This is a genomic window from Roseivirga seohaensis subsp. aquiponti, assembly GCF_001267955.1.
In the GTDB taxonomy this organism is placed as follows: domain Bacteria; phylum Bacteroidota; class Bacteroidia; order Cytophagales; family Cyclobacteriaceae; genus Roseivirga; species Roseivirga seohaensis.
Genome location: NZ_JSVA01000008.1, coordinates 61,580 through 87,785 on the forward strand (window position 1 = coordinate 61,580; position 26,206 = coordinate 87,785).

Annotated in this window: 28 protein-coding genes; 14 read left to right on the plus strand and 14 right to left on the minus strand. The window is 38.0% G+C overall.

The features are described from left to right. Window positions 1–25: 25 nt before the first annotated feature. Window positions 26–613 carry a hypothetical protein gene (locus tag OB69_RS07225; protein ID WP_053223040.1) on the plus strand — a complete coding sequence of 196 codons (588 nt, stop codon included), beginning with the start codon at window positions 26–28 and terminating at the stop codon, window positions 611–613. A gap of 20 nt (window positions 614–633) precedes the next feature. Further along, a complete protein-coding gene (locus tag OB69_RS07230; protein ID WP_053223041.1) occupies window positions 634–1,689 on the plus strand; it encodes a DUF6588 family protein in 1,056 nt (351 codons plus the stop codon). 53 nt (window positions 1,690–1,742) lie between these two features. Here the strand turns inward: OB69_RS07230 and OB69_RS07235 are convergent, their stop codons facing one another. Further along, window positions 1,743–2,516, minus strand: a complete 774-nt coding sequence (locus OB69_RS07235; RefSeq protein WP_053223042.1) for an enoyl-CoA hydratase-related protein — start codon at window positions 2,514–2,516, stop codon at window positions 1,743–1,745. A gap of 50 nt (window positions 2,517–2,566) precedes the next feature. Between OB69_RS07235 and OB69_RS07240 the strand changes: the two genes are divergently transcribed. Continuing rightward, window positions 2,567–3,046 (plus strand): low molecular weight protein-tyrosine-phosphatase, encoded by a 480-nt coding sequence (locus OB69_RS07240; RefSeq protein WP_053223301.1) that lies wholly within the window; start codon window positions 2,567–2,569, stop codon window positions 3,044–3,046. A gap of 114 nt (window positions 3,047–3,160) precedes the next feature. On the opposite strand, the gene OB69_RS07245 is transcribed toward OB69_RS07240, so the two are convergent. The 9 genes from OB69_RS07245 to OB69_RS07290 all read right to left on the minus strand — a co-directional run bounded on the left by OB69_RS07245 (window position 3,161) and on the right by OB69_RS07290 (window position 15,440). Continuing rightward, entirely contained in the window at window positions 3,161–4,615 is a 1,455-nt protein-coding gene (locus OB69_RS07245) for a SusD/RagB family nutrient-binding outer membrane lipoprotein (protein WP_185096877.1), read from the minus strand. 20 nt (window positions 4,616–4,635) lie between these two features. After that, window positions 4,636–7,926 (minus strand): SusC/RagA family TonB-linked outer membrane protein, encoded by a 3,291-nt coding sequence (locus OB69_RS07250; protein ID WP_082338114.1) that lies wholly within the window; start codon window positions 7,924–7,926, stop codon window positions 4,636–4,638. 771 nt (window positions 7,927–8,697) lie between these two features. Then, window positions 8,698–10,041 carry a D-alanyl-D-alanine carboxypeptidase/D-alanyl-D-alanine-endopeptidase gene (locus OB69_RS07260; protein ID WP_071426738.1) on the minus strand — a complete coding sequence of 448 codons (1,344 nt, stop codon included), beginning with the start codon at window positions 10,039–10,041 and terminating at the stop codon, window positions 8,698–8,700. Continuing rightward, window positions 10,034–10,729, minus strand: coding sequence for a nitroreductase family protein (locus OB69_RS07265; RefSeq protein ID WP_053223047.1), 696 nt, complete (start codon window positions 10,727–10,729; stop codon window positions 10,034–10,036). The genes OB69_RS07260 and OB69_RS07265 overlap by 8 nt, the downstream gene beginning before the upstream one ends. A 146-nt stretch (window positions 10,730–10,875) precedes the next feature. Beyond that, window positions 10,876–11,490: a DoxX family protein gene (locus tag OB69_RS07270; protein WP_185096878.1), complete on the minus strand. Its 615-nt coding sequence runs from the start codon at window positions 11,488–11,490 to the stop codon at window positions 10,876–10,878. A gap of 13 nt (window positions 11,491–11,503) precedes the next feature. Further along, a complete protein-coding gene (locus OB69_RS07275) occupies window positions 11,504–12,970 on the minus strand; it encodes a serine hydrolase domain-containing protein (RefSeq protein ID WP_053223049.1) in 1,467 nt (488 codons plus the stop codon). 29 nt (window positions 12,971–12,999) lie between these two features. Beyond that, window positions 13,000–13,779, minus strand: coding sequence for an ABC transporter permease (locus OB69_RS07280; RefSeq protein WP_053223050.1), 780 nt, complete (start codon window positions 13,777–13,779; stop codon window positions 13,000–13,002). After that, window positions 13,776–14,693, minus strand: coding sequence for an ABC transporter ATP-binding protein (locus OB69_RS07285; RefSeq protein ID WP_053223051.1), 918 nt, complete (start codon window positions 14,691–14,693; stop codon window positions 13,776–13,778). Before OB69_RS07285 ends, OB69_RS07280 begins: the two co-directional genes overlap by 4 nt. A gap of 153 nt (window positions 14,694–14,846) precedes the next feature. Next, complete coding sequence (locus OB69_RS07290) at window positions 14,847–15,440, minus strand: transposase (RefSeq protein ID WP_071426739.1); 594 nt, start codon at window positions 15,438–15,440, stop codon at window positions 14,847–14,849. A gap of 172 nt (window positions 15,441–15,612) precedes the next feature. Between OB69_RS07290 and OB69_RS07295 the strand changes: the two genes are divergently transcribed. From OB69_RS07295 to OB69_RS07310, 4 genes are all read left to right on the plus strand, one after another. Continuing rightward, complete coding sequence (locus tag OB69_RS07295) at window positions 15,613–16,683, plus strand: sensor histidine kinase (protein ID WP_053223053.1); 1,071 nt, start codon at window positions 15,613–15,615, stop codon at window positions 16,681–16,683. Next, window positions 16,676–17,371: a LytR/AlgR family response regulator transcription factor gene (locus OB69_RS07300; RefSeq protein WP_053223054.1), complete on the plus strand. Its 696-nt coding sequence runs from the start codon at window positions 16,676–16,678 to the stop codon at window positions 17,369–17,371. The genes OB69_RS07295 and OB69_RS07300 overlap by 8 nt, the downstream gene beginning before the upstream one ends. Before the next feature lie 76 nt (window positions 17,372–17,447). Then, a complete protein-coding gene (locus tag OB69_RS07305; protein WP_053223055.1) occupies window positions 17,448–18,116 on the plus strand; it encodes a TetR/AcrR family transcriptional regulator in 669 nt (222 codons plus the stop codon). Window positions 18,117–18,169: 53 nt separating this feature from the next. Further along, entirely contained in the window at window positions 18,170–19,489 is a 1,320-nt protein-coding gene (locus OB69_RS07310; protein WP_053223056.1) for an ABC1 kinase family protein, read from the plus strand. 2 nt (window positions 19,490–19,491) lie between these two features. Here OB69_RS07310 and OB69_RS07315 read toward each other — a convergent pair whose 3' ends face one another. The 4 genes from OB69_RS07315 to OB69_RS07330 all read right to left on the minus strand — a co-directional run bounded on the left by OB69_RS07315 (window position 19,492) and on the right by OB69_RS07330 (window position 20,996). Further along, entirely contained in the window at window positions 19,492–19,842 is a 351-nt protein-coding gene (locus OB69_RS07315; protein ID WP_053223057.1) for a hypothetical protein, read from the minus strand. Window positions 19,843–19,936: 94 nt separating this feature from the next. Then, window positions 19,937–20,212 (minus strand): hypothetical protein, encoded by a 276-nt coding sequence (locus OB69_RS07320; protein WP_053223058.1) that lies wholly within the window; start codon window positions 20,210–20,212, stop codon window positions 19,937–19,939. After that, entirely contained in the window at window positions 20,205–20,627 is a 423-nt protein-coding gene (locus tag OB69_RS07325) for a DUF1801 domain-containing protein (RefSeq protein WP_053223059.1), read from the minus strand. Before OB69_RS07325 ends, OB69_RS07320 begins: the two co-directional genes overlap by 8 nt. A gap of 3 nt (window positions 20,628–20,630) precedes the next feature. Continuing rightward, complete coding sequence (locus OB69_RS07330; RefSeq protein WP_053223060.1) at window positions 20,631–20,996, minus strand: diacylglycerol kinase family protein; 366 nt, start codon at window positions 20,994–20,996, stop codon at window positions 20,631–20,633. Window positions 20,997–21,070: 74 nt separating this feature from the next. On the opposite strand from OB69_RS07330, the gene OB69_RS07335 reads away from it, so the two are divergent. From OB69_RS07335 to OB69_RS07365, 7 genes are all read left to right on the plus strand, one after another. Then, window positions 21,071–22,093, plus strand: a complete 1,023-nt coding sequence (locus OB69_RS07335; RefSeq protein WP_185096879.1) for a tetratricopeptide repeat protein — start codon at window positions 21,071–21,073, stop codon at window positions 22,091–22,093. A 128-nt stretch (window positions 22,094–22,221) separates the two neighbouring features. Continuing rightward, window positions 22,222–22,734 carry an RNA polymerase sigma factor gene (locus OB69_RS07340; RefSeq protein ID WP_053223062.1) on the plus strand — a complete coding sequence of 171 codons (513 nt, stop codon included), beginning with the start codon at window positions 22,222–22,224 and terminating at the stop codon, window positions 22,732–22,734. Next, a complete protein-coding gene (locus OB69_RS07345; protein ID WP_053223063.1) occupies window positions 22,724–23,275 on the plus strand; it encodes a hypothetical protein in 552 nt (183 codons plus the stop codon). Before OB69_RS07340 ends, OB69_RS07345 begins: the two co-directional genes overlap by 11 nt. Window positions 23,276–23,294: 19 nt before the next feature. Continuing rightward, window positions 23,295–23,810 carry a DUF4252 domain-containing protein gene (locus tag OB69_RS07350; protein WP_053223064.1) on the plus strand — a complete coding sequence of 172 codons (516 nt, stop codon included), beginning with the start codon at window positions 23,295–23,297 and terminating at the stop codon, window positions 23,808–23,810. Window positions 23,811–23,863: 53 nt separating this feature from the next. After that, a complete protein-coding gene (locus OB69_RS07355) occupies window positions 23,864–24,394 on the plus strand; it encodes a DUF4252 domain-containing protein (protein ID WP_053223065.1) in 531 nt (176 codons plus the stop codon). Between the two features lie 65 nt (window positions 24,395–24,459). Further along, the gene (locus OB69_RS07360; RefSeq protein WP_053223302.1) at window positions 24,460–25,368 is read left to right on the plus strand and encodes an ABC transporter ATP-binding protein; all 909 of its coding nucleotides are present in this window, start codon (window positions 24,460–24,462) and stop codon (window positions 25,366–25,368) included. Then, entirely contained in the window at window positions 25,365–26,177 is an 813-nt protein-coding gene (locus tag OB69_RS07365) for an ABC transporter permease (RefSeq protein ID WP_053223066.1), read from the plus strand. The genes OB69_RS07360 and OB69_RS07365 overlap by 4 nt, the downstream gene beginning before the upstream one ends. Window positions 26,178–26,206 lie beyond the last annotated feature (29 nt).

A 26,206-nucleotide genomic window follows, 5' to 3' on the forward strand; every position in this document is an offset into this window, starting at 1 on the left:
TAGCATTCTTTTTAAAACCTTAACAATGAAAAAAAACGTACTGTTAATTTTGCTAATGGCCACTATCATTAGTGCCTGCGGAGAAGCTGGTATTCAATCAGATATCTCCCAAGTTGTGGAAACTGATCCTGTTACAGTAACTCTTGATGTTCCTGCGGTGGCAATTGGTCAATTGATCAATGAAACTCCACCAGTTACTGTAGAAACAGGTGAAATCAATATTACCTCGGATGAGTTTGATGAGTACATGGATGAACTTCAGCGTTTTACCATCAACAAGATTTGGTATAAGGTTGAAGGCTTTAATGCTGGAAATGAAGCTGATTTGGATGTTACTTTGAATATCATCAGTGGAGGTAATTCAACCGAACTTTTGGAAACTACAATTGTTGATGCCCATCTTAAAACAGAAGATGTGCTTCTTTTCGATAAGGCAGCTCCTGGCGATGTAAATCCTGCTGCTGTATCAGTCATCGAAAGCGCTTTATTGAATGGTACTTCTTTCAAAATTGAACTAGTATTAGTTGGGAAGAATGTTACTTTTCAAACAGCTAGCGACACATTTGATTTCTTATTCAAGTTTGATGTAACCGCCAGAGTTCAGTTAGATTAATTTTTTAAAAGCATTTTGACATGAAAATTTATACAAGAATATTATTGATCGCTGGACTAATGGTGTCAATGGCGAATGTTTCTAAAGCACAATTTGATTTTGACTCTTTTTTAGAAGCGGGTTTGGCAGATGCTAATAAGCTATTAGAGGCTTACATGGCGCCTGCTTTTCAAGGTATTGGCTATGGTGTAAATGCAGGTTGGTATAATACGGCTAGGCCACATAAAACTTTAGGTTTCGACCTGAATATTTCTGTGAATGCCGCAATTGTACCTTCCAGTGGTGAGTTCTTTACTTTCAAAAACTCTGATTATTCAAATGTGAAATTATCGAATGGTACTTCAGCACAACTGCCTACTTTATTTGGCCCTAATTTGGGTGCTGATGATCTTCCGGAATTGACATTTATGGATAACAGTGGTAATGAAACTATTCGTATTTCAGCACCAACAGGTTTAGGTTTAGAAGAGGAGTTTCCAACAAACGCAGTACCTTCTCCAATGATTCAATTAGGGGTTGGTTTGATAAAAGGAACTGACCTTAAGATTAGATATACACCAGACATGTCGTTTGGCGATGAAGAAGAAGCCAATGTGAAATTATTTGGTATTGGAGTAATGCACGATATTAAGCAATACTTGCCAGTAGTGAAGAAGTTGCCTTTCGATCTTTCCATGTTTGTAGGGTATACAAATTTGAAAACGGGGTTTGTTGTAGATTCAGACTTAAATCAAACTGCGGAGTTTGAAACTAAGGGAACTGTAGTTCAGGCATTGGTTTCAAAAAAAATAGCACTTCTTACAGTTTATGGAGGCTTAGGCTATGCAAAATCTAAAACAACTTTTGGGTTGAAGGGAGTATATACTACTGAAACTAGTAGCTACACTGATCCAATCGATTTAGCTTATGAAAATGGTGGAGTAAAGGCAAATGTTGGATTAAGAGTCAGATTGTTATTCCTGAACATTTTTGGTGAATACTCTTTCCAAGAATACAATACAGCTACTGTAGGTATTGGTTTTAGCTTTAGAGAAGGAGCCAGCAATACAAACATTCCAATTGTACCAGGTATTTAAGAAGTACTACATTGTGATATAATAAAAAAGGGGCTCAAGCCCCTTTTTTATTATTACTTCCCCTTAAAGTCAGGTTTTCGTTTTTCCACAAAAGCATTCATTCCTTCTTTCTGATCTTCGGAAGAAAATAACATGTAGAAGTTTTTCCTTTCAAAATGAAGGCCTTCTTCTAATGGTACTTCAAAAGATCTTTTTACGGCTTCCTTAGCCATTTGAACAGCGATAGGGGACATTGCCGCAATTTCACTGGCAAGGCTAACGGCTTCTTTTAAATATACTTCAACAGGTACAACTTTATTTATCAGTCCATAACCAAGGGCTTCTTCGGCTGAGATAAATTTCCCTGTTAATACCAATTCCATGGCCTTTGCCTTGCCTAAGGCTTTAGTGAGTCGTTGGGTGCCTCCTGCTCCTGGCATTACCCCAATTTTAATTTCAGGCTGGCCAAATTGAGCCGTTTCAGACGCTACTATCATATCGCAGGTCATTGCCAATTCGCAACCACCGCCTAATGCAAAACCAGATACTGCTGCAATAATAGGTTTACGAGTTTTATTAATCTGATCCCATGTGCTAAACTGATCTACTTTCCACATATCAATGGTAGACTTGCCAGCCATTTGCTTGATGTCGGCACCTGCTGCGAAGGCTCTTTCATCCCCCGTAATAATGATTACTCGAACTTCATCGTCTTGATCTAATTCTTTTAGGCAATCCCTAATTTCACCCATAAGTTGCAGGTTCAACGCGTTTAGTTCTTTAGGTCTGTTCAACTGAATTAGTGCAATGTGTTTGGCGTAAGCTTTATTTACTTTGATAAATTCCATAGGTTAGGTTTGTTTTTTAGATCACTAAACAAAAATAGAAAGAAATGGGAATGTCTAAGGTGAAGGTGCTATTTGTTTGCTTGGGAAATATATGTAGGTCTCCTTTGGCAGAAGGTGTGTTTAAGAAGAAGGTAGAAGAGAAGGAACTAGCCGATCGTTTTTTTATTGATTCTTGTGGTACTTCTAATTACCATATTGGAGAGCAGCCCGACAGGCGAACCGTTAAAAATGCATTAGCCAATGGAGTTCGGCTCAATCATCAAGGTAGGCAGTTCACCGTTCAAGACTATAATGATTTCGATTATATAGTTGCCATGGATTCGAGTAACCTTAGGAATATTGAGATGCTTAGACCTAAAGGTAATGATAGACAAATTAAGCTAATGCGGAGTTTTGATGAAGCAGGTTTAAATAAAGATGTTCCAGATCCATACTACGGAGGTCAGCGTGGCTTTCAAGAAGTGTTTGATATTATTGATCGCTCTGCACAGGGTTTACTTGATTTTATAATTAAGGAGAATCAATTGTAGAGATGCTGAATGAAAAAAGCCGATTCCAAAGTTGGAATCGGCCTTTTAAGCAAAATATACTAACTACTAACTAACTATAATTGCATAGTATATTTTATTTTAATTCATGGTGAATTAATTATCCCACCAAACTGGAGAGTCATCGTTGTCACCGTTTGCTAATCTAGCTACAGCAGCGTCATAGTTCTCACTGTTCAAATCAGACTCATTTGAAGGGTAGTTATATCTCAAAGGGATATTACCATTGTCATTCAAGAAATTTGGAGTTGGAGTTAACACAGGGTATCCTGTTCTTCTCCAATCAGCCCACATTTCGAACCCATCAGGGAATAAAGAAATCCACTTTTGATCTCCGATTTTTTCAGCAACATTACCTGCATAAGCATTTTGAGGATCAGCTAAATATGCTGCAAAATCAACTGCATCATATACACCTCTTTGTCTCCAAGAATCTTCGATACCTTTAGCGTATAGAGTGGCAGCAACTTCAGTTGTCCAACCTAATTCAGCAGCTTCAGCACGAGTAAGTGCGATGTAAGAAGATGTGATGAAGTAACTATCAGAAGTTTGACCTGTGATAGCATCACCCATCAAAGAATACTGATTGTTTGCAGTCCAAGCGATCAATTGATCTCTAGTATAACCATATGGAAGGCCTACATAAGCACCATTGGTGTTTTTGTTTGCATACACCTCTAATCTTGGGTCGTTTTTAGCAATAAGCTCATCAATCATCACGTCACTAATGGTATAATCGGCTCTAGTTAAGAATAGAGAATACCATCTGTTTGCAAAGTTGTTGTTGTCCAAGTGAGGGTATAGGATGTTATCTGCATTTGAAGCAATGTATCCGTCTGAATCATTCAAAGCAGCGTTAAATTGCGTAGCAGCATAATCACCAGCTCCAGGGTAGCGCTTAGATAAACGAAGAGAATAGATCATTCTTAATGAATTTGCTAATTTCTTCCATTTAGCTTTGTCGCCATTCAACAAGATGTCACCAGAAGGCATTGCACCATTGTCAAAACCGTTTTCAGCCTCAGTCAACTCTTTTAAAATATCTTTATAGATACTTTCTTGAGTGTCGTATGAAGGGAAAGTGTTTCCATTCAAAGCTTCAGAGTAAGGAACATCACCCCACTTGTCGGTCACTTTAGAGAACACATGAGCTTTTAAGATTCTAGCAACAGCGATTTGGTTCGCGTTTGAACCATAATCTGCAGCTTTTGTCTTAGTATCTGCATCAGTGTTATAGTTAATGATCGTATTTAAGTTCTGCAATACACCAGTGTATTCGCCCCAACTTACAGGTCCTACTGCATATAATGAGGTTTCAGGGTATTGTGTTTCAGATAAATACTGAACATAAAGAGATGGTGCAGTTTGGGTTTCGTACCCAGAAACTGACCACAGAGCACTTGTAAGCAATGCATTTGGTAACGGTGTACCAGTTTGCGCTGGGTTTACGTTAGTATCTCCAAAATCATACTCTTCACATGAGCTCGCTAAGAATAGCACAGACACCAAAAGTGATGCTAATATGCTTTTCGTTTTTATAATTGGTTTCATTTTTCTCATTTTAATAAGTTTTAAAATCCAAATTTAACGCTCAAACCGTAGCTTCTAGTACTAGGAAGCTGTCCGTTTTCACCGTAAGAGGCAGACTGATCAGAAGGATCCCAGTTGTCTTGACCTTTCGCAGTTGCAATTAACCATGGGTTTCTAGCAATGAACGACACGTTGATACTGTTGAATGGAGAGTTACCAAATACTTTAGTTACTGGAACTCTGTAGTTCACAGAAAGCTCACGCATTTTAAGGTAAGTAGCGTCATAAATCATAGTTTCGGCCATTCTATTTTTACCATAGAACTGGTGGAAATAGCTGAAAGCAGAAACATATCTATCTACTGGGTTACCATTAGCGTCAACACCTACCATACGGATACCACCGCCATCAGCAACAGCATCTCTTACGTTTTTACCATTTTCGTTGATGGCTGCAGTCTCATCTAAAAGACCTGAGTAGTTACCCCAGTGCTCTGATAGAGAGAAGAACTTACCACCTTTTTGGTAGTCAAATGACATGTTCAATGTCAAGTCTTTCCAAGTTAAAGTAGAGATAATACCACCGTTGAAATCTGGTAATACAGAACCGAAGTATACGTTTTGCTCAGGAGTGAAAAGACCGTTAGCATCTAGAATAGGAAGACCTTCTGCATTTCTTGCAATGGCAGTTCCTCTTAATTGACCCCACTCTTTTCCTTCTTGGTGTACAGTTCTTGCAAATCCGAATGAGCCAGAGCTATAGATTAAACTTTCTAAGTTATCAGCAATGCTTACGATTTCAGACTTGTTCTTAGCCCAGTTAACAGTTAAGTCCCACTGGAAGTCACCAGAACGAACTGGAGTACCAGAAAGCACTAACTCAATACCAGATCTTTTTGTTGAACCAGCATTCTGAAGAATAGAGCTATAACCTGAACCAGTAGCAATTTGCGCAGAAAGGATATCATCTCTGTGTTTCTCATTATAGTAAGTAAAGCTAATACCAGCTCTTCTTTCAAAGAATTTAAGATCTGTACCAAATTCAACAGAAGAGTTAGTTACTGGAGAAAGGTTTGGATCAACAAGACGGCTTGGAACTGACATTAATAGGTTGCCACTGAATTGGTTAGCACCGATTCCGTAGTATGCTTCTGTTGTATAAGCTCCAAGGTCACTACCAGACTCTGCATAACCAGCTCTGATTTTACCATAACTTAAAGCAGGAAGTAAGTCTTCTGTGAATTCAGAGAATACAAAAGATCCACCTACTGAAGGGTAGATATAACCATTTTTACCTTTTGGTAAGCTAGAGCTCAAGTCATTTCTAAGCGTAGCTTCTAAGAATAAATATTCTTTATAACCTAAAGTAGTTCTTGCAAACGCACTTCTAGTTTTTTGCAAAGAATAGCCATGACCTGTTACTCTAGGGTTTACAGTGTTAGCTAATGACCAAAGATCTGGTACCACCATACCTCCAGAAGTAGCACCATTGATACTAGTACTTAAGTTGTTTCTAAGGTTTCCTCCAAGGTTGAAGTCAACAGAAAGGTCACCGAAAGTTTCAGAGTAAGTAGCTAAGAATTCGAAGTTATCTTCAGTATAACGAGACTGGTTTGTTGAATATGAGTTGAAATAACCAGCCTGAGAGGCTGAATTAGCCAATAAAGCAGGAAGTCTAGTTTCTCCACGTCCAAATACTTCATATCTTCTAGCAGTACCAGTGATTGAAAATTTGTCGTTTAACTTATAAGTTAAAGAGATATCTCCGAATACTCTGTTAGTATTTGATCTATTATCCAATAACTCAAAATAAGTGTATGGGTTATACCAGTAGTTACCTCTATTGAAGTTTGCAGTAGAGAAGTTTGTGGTAGCCGATACGTTACTGTGGTTCCAAGAAGCAATATTGCCAGTAGGAGTTTTGAACTGAGATAGCTCTCTCAAAATGTCCATATCCAAGTTTCTATGGAACCATGAGTTGAAGTTACCAGTTGCATTGTTTGAGTAACCATCGTTGAAATCACCTTGAACTTCTTGATCTTGGTAGTTTACGTTTGTTCTGATAGAGAAACGCTCAGAAACATCGAAATCTAATTTAGCTGAGATATAGTTTTTCTTTAACTCAGAGTTAGGAATCAAACCAGTTTGTTGCTCATTAGTGTAAGAAACTCTAACAGAGTAACCTTCGCCACCTTTTGAGAAACTGATGTTGTTTCTTAAAGTTTTACCAGTTTCCCAGTAGTCTCTAATGTTGTTTGGTTGTGGATCAAAAGTAGCAGTCTTGAAAGAATACTTAGAACCAGGGTACCAAGCATACCAAGGAATGTACTCAGAACCATCCATTTTAGGACCCCAGCTCGCATCATCAGTATAATCGTGGTATTTTTTACCATCAAATACTTGCCATTCAGCAGGGTGATTAGGATTCCAGTTATAAGTGATCCAGTTAGCAGAACCACCACCACCATATACGTTTTGGTATTTAGGCTGACGTCCTACTTCTTCGAAAGTGATACCTGTAGTGAAATCAACAGCCATGTCGCCTTTAGCAGCACGTTTTGTTGTAATCATTACAACACCATCCGCAGCTCTTTGTCCGTAAAGGGCAGTTGCGTTTGGTCCTTTCAAAATGTTAACACTCTCAACGTCATCCATGTTAATACTACTTGGGTTAATACCTGGAGTACCATCAACAACCCAAAGAGCACCACCATCAGATGTTAAACTGATGTTACCTCTAATTCTAACAGAAGCGTTAGAACCAAGTCTAGCACCAGACTCTGTTCTGATTTGAACCCCAGCTACTTTACCAGCAAGCGCGTTTGTTACGTTTTGCTGCTGAGCCATGTTCAAATCTTTAGCATTTACCTGTTGTGCAGTGTAAGGTAGCGTTTTTGCATCTCTAGGAATGTTCAAGGCAGTTACAATAACTTCACCGAAATCCACTACCTCAGGCTGCATAACTACATTGATGTTATTTCTACCGTTGATTTGAACTTCTTGGGTAATAAAACCTAAGTATCTAAAAACAAGAGTAGTAGCAGACTGTGGAACAGTTATGCTATAAGATCCATCACTTTCAGTAACAACACCACTGGTTGTACCTTTGATGTAAACAGATAAGCTTATCAATGGAAGCCCATCCTCAGCACTAGTTACTTTACCAGTAATAGTTCTGTCTTGTACATTTACAGACTCAATGGTTTTACCATTAACGTCTTCGTTTAAAACTCCATTTGCAAACATCGAAGACATTACGAATGTCTGTATCACAATGCCAAATAGAGAGTACTTAGCGCCTCGATAGAGGGCGTTTATACATTTCTTTTTCATAGATAAAGTTGTGTTTTAGTTAAACATAGTTTGTAAGACCATGGCGCTCTACTGCAATAGCGCGTCATGGGAGTTGTAGTAATAGGTTCTGTCATAGGCATTTTAATTGTTAAGTTAGTTATGTAATTATTTGCTTTAGTAATAGGTCTAGCACTAATGAAACCTGTAGTAAAATCAAAAAAAGTTTCATTGATGTTAGAGAAGATCTTTGTAATAGCATTCCTGAAGAAGGCGTATGGCTTGATTGAGCTCGAATAAATATTGTAAAGAATTGAATAACCCTTATTAAAGCCTCTGTGACTTAGTTTGCTGCTAGAAATGATATAGAAGGTGTCAGACTCGGTTTGTTTCTTATGAAAGAATATAGCCGCAGTAACTAAGCCTACTTTAGTAATATTAACAAGTCGTTTTTCCATCATTAAATGGTTACTCGATTTGTTTTTTCGTACAAAAAAATAAGTAGAAAGTTGGAATTGATTTCCCGCCTGTAGTTCATTAAGTCTAGTAGTTTTAGTAGTTCCTCAGAGCCGTATCTAGGATATGGATTCTGATTAAGGATACCAAAATAATAATAATAATTTAAACTACATCGCTTGTGGCGATAAAAGAGTATTTACAGCTTTTGTTTTTGATGAGCAGTGATATATGTTGTTATATGGCTGAAAAACACATATTTGCCTCTATGTTGCGTTTTTAAAGTGACTAAGGGTAGGTTTTGCAAAACTTCGGTTACGCACTATCCCCTCAGTTTAGTGTTTTATAAAATCCTTTTTAATAGAAAGCCCTTATTTTAGACAATAATGCCTCTATGCTTTCTTTAACCTGATCGGAGGAATGTTCGTAATGGTTAACAATAAAGCTAAATATTAATATTCTACCCTTTCTAGTTTTAAGGTAACCGCTTAATGTATAGTTGTTCCGCAACGAGCCAGATTTGGCATAAATATAGGGCTCGGTCTCTCCGGCATACCAATCTTTCAGGGTTCCAGAAATACCTCCTGCTGGAAGTAGCTCAAACAGCCTCTCCTCGCCAAGTTCTTTATGAAGTTTTGAGAGCAAGTTGGTAATGGTTCTTGGGGTGAACATATTGTAACGCGATAACCCAGATCCATCTTCCCAAACCAATTCATCTGGTTGATTTCTAAACAAAGATGTTTTCGTTTTTTGAATGATAGCCTCGGTGCTTAGTGTATCGCTTTCCAGCCCACTAGCCATTAATAGTATCTGCTCTGCAAACAGGTTGTCGCTTTCCTGAAGCATGTGCTTATATAGAGTGTCTGAAAGAGAGGTATATAAGGTTTGAGCGAACCTAAAGTTTTTTGGCTTTTCAACTAGAGTGATTTCCTTTTTGAGAGTATCGGAAAGTAATGCGGTAAATAAATCGGTTGAATAATGAAATGGCCTTGTTAAGGTATCGATCGCTGAATAGCCCACGATATCAAAGTCGTGATTGCTGGGGAAGGCATATTCGTATTGGTTTTCAAACTCTTCTCTCTGTGTGTAACTTCTCAGGCGAATAAGAGAGTCTTTCTTAAGTTTAAAATTAGGTTTGAAATAAGATGGTGATACGTCAATTGTTTTCTTCTCCTTATTAAGGTATGCTGTAACACTATTTCTATAAATCGGAAAAACAGATTTTTCGGCTGAATAATAACCATTGTAGTCATCCCAACCCCACCCCGGGCCAAACCTATCATCTTCCATTGGGCGCGGCCAATAGTAGAGCTTCTCCGTTCTTGACTTTAGAAAATGAAATGCGGTGGTGTCATTATATTCAGGGTGAAGGAAGAGCGGATTGCCTGTTCCCCAAAAAATCAATGAGTCATCTTTAATGATATACTGTAGGGCTGGAATATTATTTCCAAGAAAATGGATGCCAGCATATAAGGTGAAAAGCTTGGTGTTCGAAGCGGGAGTCATGTATTTATCCTCGAACTGACTTGCAATGGTTTTTCCATTTTTTGAATCAACCAATTTAAATCCAACAAAGGCTTGCTCAAAACCGGGTAAGTCTTTTAAGTCTTTAAGAATTTTCTTCTTAGAATATCTCTGAGCATGCAGGCCTTGAATGCTGATTATAGAGCATATCAATAATATGAGTAGCTTTTTACTCATAAAAGACGGCCACTTCATCTAGCGACTTTCTTCTGTTATTGGGTACGTATACTTCTTCGGCCTCATACCCCACTGGTAAAAGTAAAAATGCTCTTTCGTTTTCTGGTCGGTTTAAAATTTTCGCTAAAAAATTCATTGGGCTGGGGGTGTGCGTTAAAGTAACTAAGCCAGCATCGTGAATAGCGGTAATTAAAAAGCCAGCTGCCAAGCCTACCGATTCTGCCACATAATAGTTCTGATGCTTTTTTCCTTCAGCATCAAATTCAAATGGGCGTTTGAAAACAATGATTAAATAAGGCGCTGTTTCTAGAAAAGGCTTTTCCCAGTTTGTGCCCATTGGTTTTAAATCATCCAGCCACTCTTCGCTCATGCGTTTGGTGTAGCTTTCGTATTCTTCTTTTTCTGCGGCTTCGCGAATCTGCTTTTTAATTTCAGGATTGCTCACTACACAAAACGTCCATGGTTGTTTATGCGCACCTGAGGGCGCTGTAGAAGCCGACATGATTACATTCTCGATAACTTCCTTAGGAACAGGCTTGTCAGAAAAATCACGCACAGACCTTCGCGTTTCCATCCAGTCGTAGAATTTCGCACTACGGGCTTTCATTTCTTCCAGTGAATAGTGTACATGCGAATATTTGATGAATTCGTGATTTTCTATGACCTTAATGTCTTGTTGTGCGCTCATTGTTTTAATTAAATGACCCACAAGATAAGAAAGAACCTAGAAGCTGAAAAATAAAATAAAAAAACCCCGACTGATAATCAGCCAGGGCACGATTTGGATGTAAAATAACCCTACTCGAGGGTTGCCTTTAAGACGATTGAAAATCGTCAATGTTTCTTTAAATTACTTTTTTGTTTTCTGGCAATCATTTGGTTCGCTATTAAACCCAAAATAGCTCCTGCACAAATTACCCAAGCTAGTGTAAGGTTTAAATACGAAATGGGAATTGTGAGTAAGATAACAATACACAGCACTACCCATCCTCTGTCAGCTTTTCTAGAAGTCCGTTTAAGGGGAATGTGCTTGACGGATTCCGTATGGTCTGAAAATATAAATTTTAGCTTTGGCCAGTCGTAAAGTAAAAGCCAAGTATTCAATAGCAAGAATAATCCATTCACATAAGGTGTGCCTTTCCAGTCTAGTGAGATCGTCACCATCAGAATATTGAGCAATACAGGGAAAAGCAAGACTGCACCTAGTGTAGCAAATCGCTGAGTAAGTAATAATAAACCGACAATGATTTGTGAAATAGCGATGAACCTAGCATAGAGTCCAAGTCCATAAGGAGCTAATTCGTCTTCGAGCCAAACAGGCCCAATAATGCCTGGGAATTTATGTTCGAAATACAACTTGCTCATTCCGGCACCAAAGAAGATTAAGCCCAAGAATACCCTGATGAGTAGTATAACCGTGGGATACGGAATCCAAAGTATCTTTTTCATATGAGTGAATTTATTACTTGGTTTTATTTGCGCTAGTGGAACTCCCATTGGCGTGCACTATAAGCTTGATAATCTCATTTTTATCATTTCTTACAAATTCTATTTGACCAGGTAATGCAATGGGAAAAAACTTATCTTTTGATTCAGGGTATATTTCAAAGGCTGGTCTTCCCGGAAGCGTGAGCATTAAAACTTTATCACCAGTGGCGATATTGATCTTTATTTGCTCATTGATGGAATACTCGCCTACATACTCGTTTAACTGGTCATCACTAACAGGATAAAGATCTTTGATTTCGGGTAAGTCATAACCTTCCCAACCATAAACTGTGGTCACACTTGTTACTATTTCATAAAGTATCTGGGGGTTGTCTGAATTAGCCATAATTACCACCCCTTTACCATTTTCAATTCCACCGATGTAAATGCAGTTGAAGCCCCAGTTTGCTCCGGAATGTGTAAAGTATAATTCTTCTCCATGCTTTTCGATGAAAGTGCCCATGCTGATATCGCTGGACTCAATGAAAGGGCTAAGCATTAGCTTAGTAAAATCTTGGTTAAGCACCTTATTCGATTGGTTTTTGGCTGAAAGCTGCATTTCTATAATGAATTTAGCAAGGTCAGTGGGAGTAGTCCACAAACCTGCTGCGGCTAATTCGGGGTAGATATGGAATTTGCCTTCTACTTCTGTTCCATCGTTTTCGTAAGCCGTTGAGAACATTGATCCTTTTTTGGGGTCACCGGCTCCAAAAAAGCTATTGTTCATTTGCAGAGGACTCAGCACTTTTTCCTTTAAAAAATCGCTATATTTTTTATGGGTGACATCTTCAAGTATTAGTTGGCTTATCAATGTTCCTCCTCCTGAATATTGGTACCGAATGCCGGGCTCAAAAAGGGATTTAATGGCTTCGGTATTCGAAGGACTTTCTCCATTCAATATTTGAATTACTGAAGGTTTAGGTTCTTCAAATGTATAACCCGGAAAGCCATGTACGTTAAGACCTGCTGTATGGCTAAGCAGATGGGCTGTGGAAATGGGTTTGTTGCCAGATTCGTAGGGGAATTTCCAAGTGCTTAAATAATCATTAATGTCTGCATCAAGGTTGATTTCTTGATCCTGTGCTAGCTTGAGTATGGCCATAGCATTAAGTGATTTGCTTATAGATGCCGCTTGAAACAAGGTATTTGATTCTACTTTTGTTTTCGAGGCCACATCTGTAAAGCCATAACCTTTGGTCCACTGAATTTCACCTCCATCAATAACAGCTATGCTCAGTCCTTGTACATTGTAGGTTTCCATTCGCTCCTGCAATGTCCAAGTAGGTTGCTCTTTGGTCATTGTACTTGCGGCTAAATTGCTTTCTACAGCTTCAATCTTTTGCTGGGTTTTTTTCGAGAATTTAGACTGAGCAAAGCTGAAGTTATTTGTTAAGGCCAGCATTACTATCATTAACATGCCTGAAGTTTTGAATACTTTCATAGGTATTGAATTTGGAAGACTTCCTTTGTTTAAATAATTCGTTTTCTGAGTTGAGTCACTCCTGCGAGGGTAAACATTACAACCGCAACGATTAAGCTCTTATACACAGAAGCCATATCTGCCCAAACTTGAAAGCCTTCTTGCCTTACCCCACCAGTGGCGAGAATAGAATAGCCATATGGATGGTATGGAGCGTATTCCCAGCCTCTGACAACAATCATAAAGGAGATGAGCCCGGCAATACCAATACCCAGCGGTAAAATCAGATTTTTTGATTGTTGACTAATAAAGAATTGGATTGAGGCCATGCCTAAAGTGGCTAAGAAAATTTTAACCATTAGCGCATATTCAAAACTGAAACTGAAACTTTCTTCGAAACCTAAACCCGGCTGTACAATGCGCATGGACAAACCGACAAGAATTGTAAAGGTGCCAAAAAGCATTAGGCTGATAAAGATCATGACAATGAACACCTTCATTTTTGATAGGTAGAGCGCCAAACGCGAGAGTGGTTGCGCATATATCAATTTCCAAGTATTCGAACTGTACTCAATATTGTTGACCAAAAGAGCAACCATCATTACAAAAAATGGAAAGAGAAAATTAGCAGGGTCAATACTGTTTCCAAGTAAAGTTGACCAAGCGTTCATTCCTTCATTAATAATTTGGGGGCCTTTTCGCCAGAAAATAATAAAGTTAATAACGGGCACAAAAGCGGGTGCTAAAATGAGCAGCCAGAGGGTAAAGGTCTTTTTGTACTTAAATATTTCTGCTGAAATCCCTCTTTTGAGTTGTATTGCTATATTCATTGGTCTAATTTTTTGGTAAGGTTTAAGAAGATGGATTCGAGGGTTTCCTCGGTAGATTTTAGCTGATAGACTTCAATATCGTTTTGCACCAAAGCTTTGTTGATTCTTGAGATATCAGTTTTGTCAGTAACCGGCAACGTTATCGTTTTACTGTCATGCTCAGAGATGGTGTAATTCAACTCTTTGATTATTTCGATTGCCTTTTGAGAGTTGTCGAGCTTAATTTCTAAAAACTGACTAGAGTCGTTGTTATGAAGCCCATCGAGCTTGCCTTCATACATGATTTTGCCTTGGTCTATAATGGCTACATCGGTGGCCATTTTTTCGATTTCAGTAAGAATATGGCTCGATAGGAAAATCGTTTTACCGTGTTCTTTATTCAAGCGAATAATCAATTCGCGCATTTCGATAATACCACTCGGGTCAAGTCCGTTTGTGGGCTCGTCTAAGATGAGCAGATCAGGGTCGCTGAGTAGGGCAGAAGCAAGCCCGAGCCTTTGGCACATTCCCAAAGAATAGTTCTTCGCTTTTTTATTGGCGTTATCCGTCAGCCGAACGATTTTTAGCACTTCGTCAATTCTAGACTTTGGAGCGCCAATCATGCGCCTGACCACTTCAAGGTTTTGTCGACCAGTAAGGTGTTTATAGATAGAAGGGTTTTCAATCAGTGCGCCTACCTTACCTAAGAGTTCTACCTTGTTGGCAAGAAGTTCTTTGTTGAATAATTTTACTTGTCCCGGTTTGGAATGAAAAAGATCGAGTAGAATTCTAATGGTAGTGGTTTTACCTGCTCCATTTGGCCCCAAGAAACCATAAATGCTACCTTCGGGTACATTTAGATTTACTTGATCTAATGCTTTAAAGCTGCCGAAATTGAAGGTTAAATTGTTGGTTTGAATAATTGACTTTGGCATTTTTTAGTATTTAGGGGAAAGACGATGGGCTTTCTAGTTTTGTGTAACTAAACATTGAACTACTCGACCAACTAGGAAATTTTGTCTATGAAATGCCCGATCTAGACCTATAAGGTTTTCAAAACCTTATAGGTTTGGTTTATTAGTTTATTTTTAATACTCCCATTCTTCTAGTAGTTCAGCCGTATGATCACTGTGGAAAGAAATGTATTCTTTGATATCGCCAAACCATCCTACAACTTCATTTCTAGATAGCAATGTTGGTTTGTTAGATGAAATTGATTGGTAAGAGCTATAAACCCAATCATCAATATTTCTGGTAAAACCATGTTTTATGGGGTTCTGATGAATGTAATTAATAGCTCTTGTTAAGTAGTGGTCCGAATTGATCTGAAACCTTTTAGTATAATCGATCCATAAAGCTCCTCTGCGATTGTATTTCTTGTTATAAGCTTTGGCATATGAGTTCAGTAAATTGCTGAGCTGCTGCATAATGAGTTTATGAAAATCATTATGATACTTGGGATGCTTTGTAAGGGTTTCTTCATTGTGAGTTTTAATTAAAAAATGGATGTGATTGGGCATTAGACAATAAGCTAAAGTACCACAAACGGAGGGCATATAATTAGCGTAACGCCTTAGAAAGTAGCGATAGTTATCATCGTTTCGAAATAGATTTTCGTCACCTATCGCATGGTTTACGATATGATAGTACGTTTCGGGTTCAAATTTCTCTAGGCCTTTCATTTGTATCAAACCTATTGGGTTTTAAAAATTCTATAGGTTTATATACCCATTAATCTAACGATTTTTATTTTTTCGAACCTTTAATTTTGAAACTATATAGTGTTAGTATATTGATTATTTATACTTGAAATTGCTTTGAGACCTTTCTTCATTTCAATCGTCCTCTTAGGAAATGAAGAATTTTAAGACTTGGCTTGAGCAGCATCAGGAAGACTTGGTAATAGTCGTTCTGCATGTTATTGCTTGGGGGCTTTACTTTTCCTTTATCAAACTGACTTTTTTGAGTAGCCGTTTTAGTACTGAATTTAGTGTTTGGTACTTTATTTCAGTGGCTATTGTCGATATGAGTGTATTCTACTACCTCTATAGCATTAGCATACCCAAATTGCTAATGAATCGAAAAGCAGGTCGGTTTTTTGGTCTGATATTATTGATGCTTGCCGTATACCCATTTTTGGTGTTTTTAATGAATTCGGCTTTAATACATTTCTTTCCTACAGATATTACGCCCATAGCGGCTTTAGCAAAATCACGCTTTTGGACAGCTTATGGGGTGCGGGTGTTGTCTTGTTTATTTGTGGTAATGATGGCGGGTATTGGTAAGTTCACATTCGACTGGTTCAAAAATTTACGAATCAGAAGAGAGCTTGAAAATCAAAACCTCACCAGTGAACTGGCTTTCCTTAAGTCACAAATTAACCCTCATTTCCTTTTCAATACGCTCAATAATATTCACACGTTGGCCTATAAAAAGGCAGATGGAGCACCAGAGGCCATAATGAAGCTTTCGGAACTGATGCGCTATATGATTTATGATTCGAATACTGATTTGGTGCCCTTGAAGAAAGAACTTCAATACCTCCAAAGCTTTATCGATCTTCAAGAACTTCGGTTTAAAGCCCAAGGAATTGTGAGTTTTAAGGTAGAAGGTGATGTTTCTGAAAAGCATATTGCACCACTGATCTTGTTTCCTTTTGTTGAAAACGCTTTTAAGCATGGTGCCCAACTTAATGGCCCTGATGCCATTCAAATTAGTTTGAAGGTCAAAGATGATTTGGTGTATGAGGTGAGGAATGGAGTGGTTGGGAGGAATGATAAACAACAAAAAGACAGTGTAGGCGGAATAGGGCTGGGGAATATTAGGCGTAGATTAGAGCTTATTTATCCTTCTGACTTCGACTTAGAAGTAGAGCAAACCGAATTGCATTTCAACATAAAACTAACCATTAGAAATCATGGATAAAATTAGATGCATGGTAGTCGATGACGAGCCATTGGCCATAGAGATTTTGGAAGAGTATATAAACAAAGTGCCGTGGTTAAATTTTGTCGGAAGCTTTGATAAAGGTGTAGAGGCCATTGAACATATTAATAACAATGAGGTTGATTTACTTTTTTTAGATATTCAAATGCCTGACCTCTCGGGCATACAAGTGGCTCAATTGATTGGGAAAAAGTGTGATGTGATTTTTACTACGGCCTATAACCATTATGCGGTAGAGGGTTTTGAACTGGAAGCGAAAGATTACCTACTCAAACCAATTTCATTTGAACGTTTTCTTAAGTCTGTTCAGCGCATCAAAGGATCGCAAGAGCCATTAGAAAAGGAAGCGAATGATTTTGTGTTTGTGAAGACAGAATACAAAACAAAGAAAATACGCCTGTCCGATATTTTATACATAGAAGGCATGAAAGATTATTTGCGCATAGTTACCTCGAACGAGAAGATTATGATTCTGCAAAGCTTCTCTAAACTCTTGCCCACTTTGCCTTCAAACCGATTTTCACGGGTACACAAATCCTTTGTAATTGCTTTAGATGCCATCGATATTATTGAAAAGAGCAAAGTGAAAATTAAGGAACAATGGATTCCAATAGGAGAGTCATATAAGGAGGATTTTTTGAGCGAAATTCAGCGTAGAACAGTTTAGGATTTGAATGAATGTTTTTTTGAAAATAATACCCTTCTACAATAACCTTTTGCTTACAACTTAGGTTAATCGAATCATGGAAAAGAAGACTACAAGTAAATCTTCTAAAGCGAAGGTAAACGATTCAGAAAAACTCAAGAAGGCCTACATCGAGCACATTCTTGAACACGGAAACAGACCTGCTTCTATCTTTAAGTTTGTGAAAGAACTGAAGATTAAGGAAGAGGCTTTTTACGAAAACTTCAATTCTTTTGATACCCTAGAAAAGGAGCTTTGGCGCGATTGGCTCCAAGAAACCATTACGGCAATTAAAGCCGAAGAGGTTTATGCGGAATATTCGGCTCGAGAAAAACTTTTGGCCTTTTATTTCACCTTCATAGAAGTGCTGAAAAGTAACCGAAGTTTCATTCTTCTCACTGTTAAGAAAACAATCAAGCCAGAGTTTACTCCTGCACATCTTAAAGAATTCAGAAAAGATTTTAAGGATTTTGTGAATGAAGTTTTGACCGAAGCTAAAGAAACTGAAGAGGTGCAAAACAGACCTTATATTGGCGATAAGTACGATGAAGGAATTTGGCTTCAGTTTTTATTCGTATTCAATTTCTGGATGAAAGACGACTCCAAAGCATTCGAGAAAACGGATGAAGCCATTGAAAAAGCTGTCAATTTATCTTTTGATCTAATGGGGAGAGGGCCATTGGATGCCATGATTGACTTTGGAAAATTCCTTTTTCAGAATAGATAAATGAAACTAACCTTCCAAGGATTTTAAAACTTAGGAAGGTTGTAATATATAAGATGAAAGAACAATCAAAAATACCTACAGGAAAAGTGCAGAGGGCGGCTAAGTTTGTAACTACAGGCGCCAAAGTGGGAGGTAATTACATGAAACATTACGCCAAAAAAGTAATGAATCCGTCTCTTTCAAAAGATCAACTGCACGAAGACAATGCTCGGGATATTTATAATTCTTTGAGCGAGCTAAAGGGTAGTGCACTAAAGGTAGCGCAGATGATGAGCATGGATAAAAACATGCTTCCAACAGCTTACCAAGATAAATTCTCTATGGCACAATACAGTGCCCCTCCATTGTCTTACCCTTTGGTGGTAAAAACCTTTCAGCAATACTTTAAAAAATCGCCCACTCAAATTTTCGAAACCTTCACTAAAAATGCAGTAAATGCAGCCTCTATTGGGCAGGTGCACAAAGCTACTTTAAACGGAAAGGAATACGCGGTTAAAATTCAATACCCTGGAGTAGCGTCTAGTGTTCGTTCCGACCTTAAATTGGTGCGTCCGTTTGCGGTTCGGTTAATGAATTTAAATGAAAAGGATCTCGACCATTATATGGAAGAGGTAGAAACAAAGCTGATTGAAGAAACCGATTATTTGTTAGAAGTGCAGCGGTCAGTAGAAATCTCAGAGGCCTGTGCTCACATAGAAAATATTCGATTCCCGAAGTATTATCCCGAGCTTTCAGACGAGCGTGTTATCACCATGGACTGGATGGATGGCAAAGTGCTTAAGGAGTTTATAAAGTCGAACCCATCGCAAGCCGACCGAAACAAGGTAGGGCAGGCGCTTTGGGATTTTTACGATTTCCAAATCCATACTTTAAGGCAAGTACATGCCGACCCACACCCTGGTAATTTTATTATTAGCGATGATGCCGTTTTGGGAGTAATCGATTTTGGCTGTGTTAAGGTAATTCCCAATGAGTTTTATGATCCATATTTCAAGCTAATCAGAAAGGATATTCTTCATGAAGATAAAGAGTTGGAAGAACTTTTTACTCAACTACAGTTTATTTACCCCGATGACAAAGCAGACGATAAAGCCTATTTTTCTGCTGTTATCAAAGATATGATGGGAATTTTGGGTCAGCCATTTCATCAAGATGAATTCGATTTTGGTGATGATAGTTACTTTAGAAAGATCTACGAGATGGGTGAAGTGATTTCTCAGTCACCTAAGTTCAGAGAGAGTGAAAGGGCTAGGGGAGCAAGAGATGGACTGTATATTAACCGTACGTACTTTGGTCTCTATAATATCTTGAATGAATTGAAAGCGAAGGTAAAAACCACCAAGCCAGAATGGGCCATTAAAGTGGCAGTTTAGTATTATAGTTCTGAGGTGGTTGATGTTTCGATTATGAATTTTCCTTCTACTTTAACCGGTTTGATGCTCATATGGCATGGGTCAAACTTCTTGATAAAACCACTTGAAATATCTGATGTGTTGTTTAATACTTCAATCAATACTCCTTCTATGTTATAAATCTCGAATTTGAAGAGGCCAGATTGGATAATTGAACTCATGTCCTTAAGTAATTCAGACGCTTCTTTATGCATGTTTCTATGAATCATGCTGTCTTCATTCTGAATATTTTCAGAACGACTTAGATCATCATGAGAGTTGCATCTGGTGAACAAAACTCCCAATAGAAGTAGTGAGGTAAAAGTGTATTTCATTGACTTCAACTACTACCAATTTGATAGTGAATACCCCACTTTGTTTTCTTGAATTTGTTCAAAATAGGTGAATCACCTAGAAAGTAATTTTCGACTAATGTTCCTCATTGTGCTGCCTCATAACTTCATCCTTAATTTGTTGTCTTAGCAACTTCTGGTTTTTAATAAATAATAGTAGCAGAAGAAAAGCAACAAACAGGTGAAGCGCAATGTAAAGCCAGCGGTTAAAATCAAAGCCTAAATAGCTGTATATTTCTTTAGGTTTAATTATAGTGCTGATTCCATTAGCCAAATAGATTATTCCACCCACTAGAAATAACCATCTCCATTTTATTCCAAAGCGCTCGGAACGCGTTCTTCTATCATCCATATTTGTTAGTCATGTATTCGTAGGAATCCTTAATTAAGAGCTTCAATATTTCAATATCAACGTCTTCAATTTTCTTAATGTATAGACATGATTTTCCCGTTTTGTACTTGCCCAGCCTTGCCATATAATCTTCGTATTTTTCAAAACCGGGCATTATATATAGCGTAAGATTTTGAACCCTTGGAGAAAATCCGATTTTCAGAAAATCACCTTCTCTTCCGCTGTCATATTTGTAATGATAAGTACCAAAACCAACAATGGAAGGCCCCCACATTTTTGGAGCTTCTCCAGTGATCTCTTCCATTAGGGTGTTAATCAGAACGCAATCGTTCTTTTTCTTTTCCTCTGCTATACTGTTTAAAAAATCGCAAACACTTGCATTAGTTTCGGTAGTCTTGTTTTGTGCTTTTGTCATGAGTTAAAAAAAATATGGGTAAAAAATAAGTATGCCTATAATTGCAGCGGCAACAGCTGTAATCAGAACAGCCGCAGCGGCAATATCCTTTACAATTCCTGCCTTGGGGTTAAATGCTGGAGAAACCAAGTCAACTAGCTTTTCGATAGATGAGTTAAAAAGTTCGGCCACCAAAACCATTGCGATTGCTGAAATCACCCACAACCACTCGTTAATAGTCAAGTTTACATAAGCGCTCAAAGCAATAACCAACAATGCTGCGAACAAATGAACTCTGAAGTTATGTTCGTGCCGAACTACATGCCAAAGCCCTTTGAAAGCAAAATTGAAGCTTTTTAACCTTGCCAAAACTGAGAATTTTTCAGACATCCGTTAAAAGTAAGAAGATTTATAACGCAATGAAAAGTAGGTTCGTAAAAGCACGAGGACTAATTTTGGGCGTTATGCAAAAAACTAAATATTTCTACCTAATCCTTATACTCTTCTGCACCACCTTGAGCTGCGATAATGACAAGGCAAAAGCTGGAAGATTTTTATTGATGGGAAATAATGAATTGGCCAATTTAAACTATAAAGAAGCCATTAGATTATATACTGAGGCCATAGGCAAAGACCCACAGTTTAAAGAGGCTTATAATAATAGAGGTGTAGCACTTTATAAAAGTGGCCATTACGCAGAAGCCCTCAATGATTACACTTTCGCGATAGTGCAAATAGATCCAAGGTATACCGATGCATATAAAAATAGATTCGAAGTGAATTTGGTTTCAGGCAGCTACCAACGGGCTTTGGAAGATGCGGAATACTTGGCTACTGTTTACCCCGACAGCGCCTATACTTACCTTTATCAAGGTTTGGCACTAACCGACCTTAAGCGCTATGATGAGGCCATTTCTAAATTTGATATGGCTTACCAGAAGGATCCTGAGAATGTAGAAGCTGTGGTAAACCAAGCCAATGCATATTATATGTCCAATAGATATGAAAAAGCTCGTGAATTACTTCAGAAGGCAATAAGCATTGATGCAACCGAAGCAAATATTTATAATACTTTGGCCTTAATAGCTACTCAAGAAGGTGATTTCCAGGAAGCTTTGAAGCAAGTAAATCAAGCCATAGAGATAGATAGCAGAAATGGCTACTTCAGTAATAACAGAGGTTTTATATACTTAAATTTAGGCGAGCTAGAAAAAGCCGAAGCAGATATAAATATGGGGATCAAACTTGACCCTAGTAACCCTTGGGCTTACCGAAATAAGGCTATTTTCTACTATGACAATAAGAGCTTCGATGCAGCTTTAAGAAATATAGAACTGGCCGCGCAGTATGATGACTCCATTCCTTTACTTAATCATTATTGGGGTTTAGTATTGGTTGAATTAGATAGAATGGATGAAGCCTGCGCTAAATTTTCGTTGTCAGAATCTTCAGAAAAAGAGATGCTTATAAAAAAGTATTGTAAGTAAAGAATAAGACCTTTTCCTCGAAAGCCCCTGCCGCCTTTTATATCTGAAAGGCGGTTTTTTTGTTTCTTGAAATAATTTTCAATACTAATGTTAACAAGTCTTAACAACATGCCGTCTACCCTTTGATTATGGATGTAGCACAGTTCAAAACGGACGTTCTGCCTTTAAAGAACAAACTTTACCGCTTTGCCTTCAACATTGTAAAAGATGAAGAATTGGCCAAAGATGTGGTGCAAGAATGTATGATTAAGGTGTGGGAAAAAAGGGATGAAGTAAAACACATTAATAACCTGGAAGCTTGGTGTATGCAAGTAACCAGAAACAAGGCCCTAGATAAGCTACGGTCTAAACATGTTAAGAAAACGGATCTTTTTGAAGTGGAATTTGACACTAGAAAAGAAAAGGACACGCCAGTTGTACTTACCGAACGAAACGAAATTATGAACCGCATTCAATTTTTAATTGATGCACTTCCTAGTCGACAACGAGAGGTGATGCAGTTAAGAGATATTGAAGGCTATAGCTATAAAGAAATAGCAGATATGCTGGAGATTGACATCAATTTGGTGAAAACGAATTTGTTTAGAGCACGCAGAAAATTGAAGGAAAGCCTTATTAAAGAAAATGCTTATGGACTCTAGAATAGAGCAATTGTTAGAAAAATACTGGGCTTCAGAGTCAAGTATTCAAGAAGAAAAAGAATTGAAGGAATTGGTGGCCAATGCCGACAATTCAGAAGAGATGGAAGAACTGAAGGCCTTATTTGGGTACTTTCAGTCGGAGCAAGAGCTTAGTTTGGGTGATGATTTCGATCAGGAAGTTTTAGCCATGATTGAGGCAGAACCTGAAACGAAAGTAATAAACATATCGGGCTATTTTAAAAGGTATGCAGGAGTAGCCGCAGCAATGCTGGTGTTAATTACAAGCTCGTACTTCTTTATGCAACAGCAAAAAACATATGAGCAAGAAGATACTTTTGACTCTCCTGAATTGGCGCTTCAAGAACTTAAAAAGCAACTGTTAATGGTTTCAAACTATATGAATTCAGGCTCAAGTAATCTTGATAAACTTGGTAGCATGAGCAAAATGGATGCAGGAATGGAAAGTCTTAAGTATATGGGAGATGCCGCCAGAGGAATGGAGCCAATTAGTGAAATGAATATTTTAGAAAGCGAATTTTAAAAACTTAAAATAGAACACAATGAAAAAGTTAGTAATGATTATGGTAATGGCTGTAATGGCCTTTGGAGTACAAGCTCAAAATGATGCGATTTCAAAGTATTTCGCGAAATATGAAAAGGATACTGAAAAATTTAGTGCGGTATCATTCAGTGGTAAAATGTTTGCAATGATCAATTCTATTCAGGTAGAAGATGATGAAGATAGGGCTTTGGTCGAGTCTTTAGGTAAAATCAAAGGAGTAAAGGTTCTCTTTGCTCAGAAAAATGTTGATGGTGCCGCTATGTATAAAGAAGTAATGGGCGCTATCAAAGGCAAAGATTTTGAAGAGTTAATGTCGGTAAGAGATGAAGACAAAGACATCAAATTCTACATCAAAGAGAAAGGCAATAAAATTGACGAACTCTTTATGGTAATGGGTGGAACTAATGAGTTTGGAATGATTAGCATTGTAGGTGATGGTATCGATATCAACCAATTGTATAGACTTTCTAAAAATCTAGGGATGGACGAATTCAAACACTTAGGGGGTAAATAAGCCCCTTATCCTTTTTGGAATTCAAAAACTCAACAGTTTTTTATATTTGAATTATGCGCAAAACAACACTGATATTAACACTGGTCTTATTCTCCACTCTTGCTTTTGGTCAAAGCAAGAGTGTTGAGAAATTTAGGAGTGACAACGAGCCTACATTGAAGCTCTTTTTTTATAAGAGTACACTTAAAATGTTTGCCAACATACAGATGAAAATGGCAGACGAAATGCAAGAATTACCCGATTTCTCTTCCGTGATTAAGAACATCGAAAAGGTCAAGTTTTTTGTATTCGATAAGGATACTTATGAAATGGATGACCCTATGTTTTCTAAACTCGAAGAAGACATTCTTTCTGAGGGCTATGAATCCATGATGTCAGCGCGAATGTCTGGAGCTAACATGAATTTTTTAATGAAGGGAACGGCTGAAAAACCTAAGGGCTTTGTAGTAGTAATGCGTTCAGAAGAAGGAGTTAGTTTGGTAGATATTGAAGGCTACCCAGACTTAAAGCAAATCATGAAATTCTCAGAATTTATGAGCAAAAATACTAGCGGCCTAGAGTCGATCATGGACGCTTTTAATTAGTAAAGTACAGGAGCTGGTTTTGGATGGGCCAGTTGCTGAATATCAATAAAACTCAAAAACACGATTTGGAAACTGTATTGTCAATTAAAGGCCTCTCCAAGCAATATGGAAAGGTCAGGGCACTTGATAACCTCAATCTTGAGGTGAAGAAAGGAGACGTCTTCGGAATTCTCGGCCCTAACGGTAGCGGAAAAACGACTACCCTCGGTATTATCTTAAGTGTAATCAACCAAACCAGCGGTCAGTTTGAATGGTTTGGTGAAAAAGCCAACAAGGATACCCGAAAAAAGATTGGAGCCATTTTAGAGCACCCCATTTTTTACCCATACCTCACTGCGGTTCAAAACCTCAAAATTGTTTGCGATATCAAGGAAGTCCCTTACGAAAGGGTAGACGAGGTATTGACGCAAGTGGGACTTGATGAACGCAAGGATACGAAATTCAAAACCTTCTCGCTAGGTATGAAACAGCGTCTGTCCATTGCGTCAGCATTGCTTTGTAACCCTACGGTAATGATTCTTGATGAGCCTACCAATGGTCTTGATCCTCAAGGAATTGCCGAAATCAGAGAACTCATCATTGAAATTGCCAATAGTGGGAAAACCATCATTATTGCTAGTCATTTACTAGATGAAGTTCAAAAGGTATGTTCGCACTTTTGTGTGCTTCAGCGCGGTAAACTGATTTATAACGGGTTGGTGGAAGACGTAGGTAAAGGTTCAGTTTCGGTAGAAGTAAAAGCTGACCATGACGACTTACAAACTGTTTTGGAAGAGTCTGGCCTTGGAACTAAAGTGAAGCGAGAACTTGATAAGTACATCATGACGATGGAGGGAGATCATTCCGCTGCCGAGTTGAATGCCTATTTGTTCAAGCAAGGAATCACTGCCAAGCATTTACTTGTGCAATCGAAGAGCCTTGAAAAGCAATTCTTAGAAATTTTAGCTGGTAATAAAGAAGGAGGTGCCCAATGATGAGATTACTGAAAATAGAACTGAAAAAAGTAATGCCAAACCGCGCATTTCGGGTATTGGCCATTATGTACATTGTGGCGATGGTGATTATCAGTATGGGTGTTATGCCATTCTTTCAATACTTAAAATCTAAGTTTGCAGATTTTGATATGGATGGAATTGATCCCACTATTATTCCGTTTTATGAATTCCCAGACATTTGGCAGAACCTTACAAGTGTAATGATTTGGTTCAAAATGTTGTTGGGCTTTAGTTTAATATTCTCCATTACTAATGAATATTCATACAGAACCATCAGGCAAAACGTAATTGACGGTCTTACTAAGAATGAATTTATCTGGTCGAAAATTATTATGGCTGGGTTTTTAAGTGCGATGTCGACAATAGCCTTGTTCGTGTTAGGTTTGATTACAGGCTTTATTTATTCGAGTGAAATATCTTTCTCGCTTGTTTTTAGCGATGTTTATTTCCTGTTGGCCTTTTTCTTCCAGCTATTTGCATTCTTATTATTTACTCTTTTTGTGGGAACGCTGATAAGAAAATCAATTATTGCTATGGGGCTACTGATCTTTTGGGTTTTAGCTGTTGAAAATGGGTTTTACGTTTGGAGCAAGGTGAAGAGTATTGATTGGGTTGAATACCTTCTTCCTGTAAAAAGTATTAATGCGTTAATTCATAACCCATTCCCTAAATATGTTTTTATGGAAGTGCAGGATTACATTGCTTGGCACGAAATGGGGCTTGTGATATTGTGGGGTGCTTTGTTTTATTGGGCTACTACAAGATTAGTATTGAAAAGAGATTTATAGAAAACTCCCTTTAACTTAAAACAAAAGCC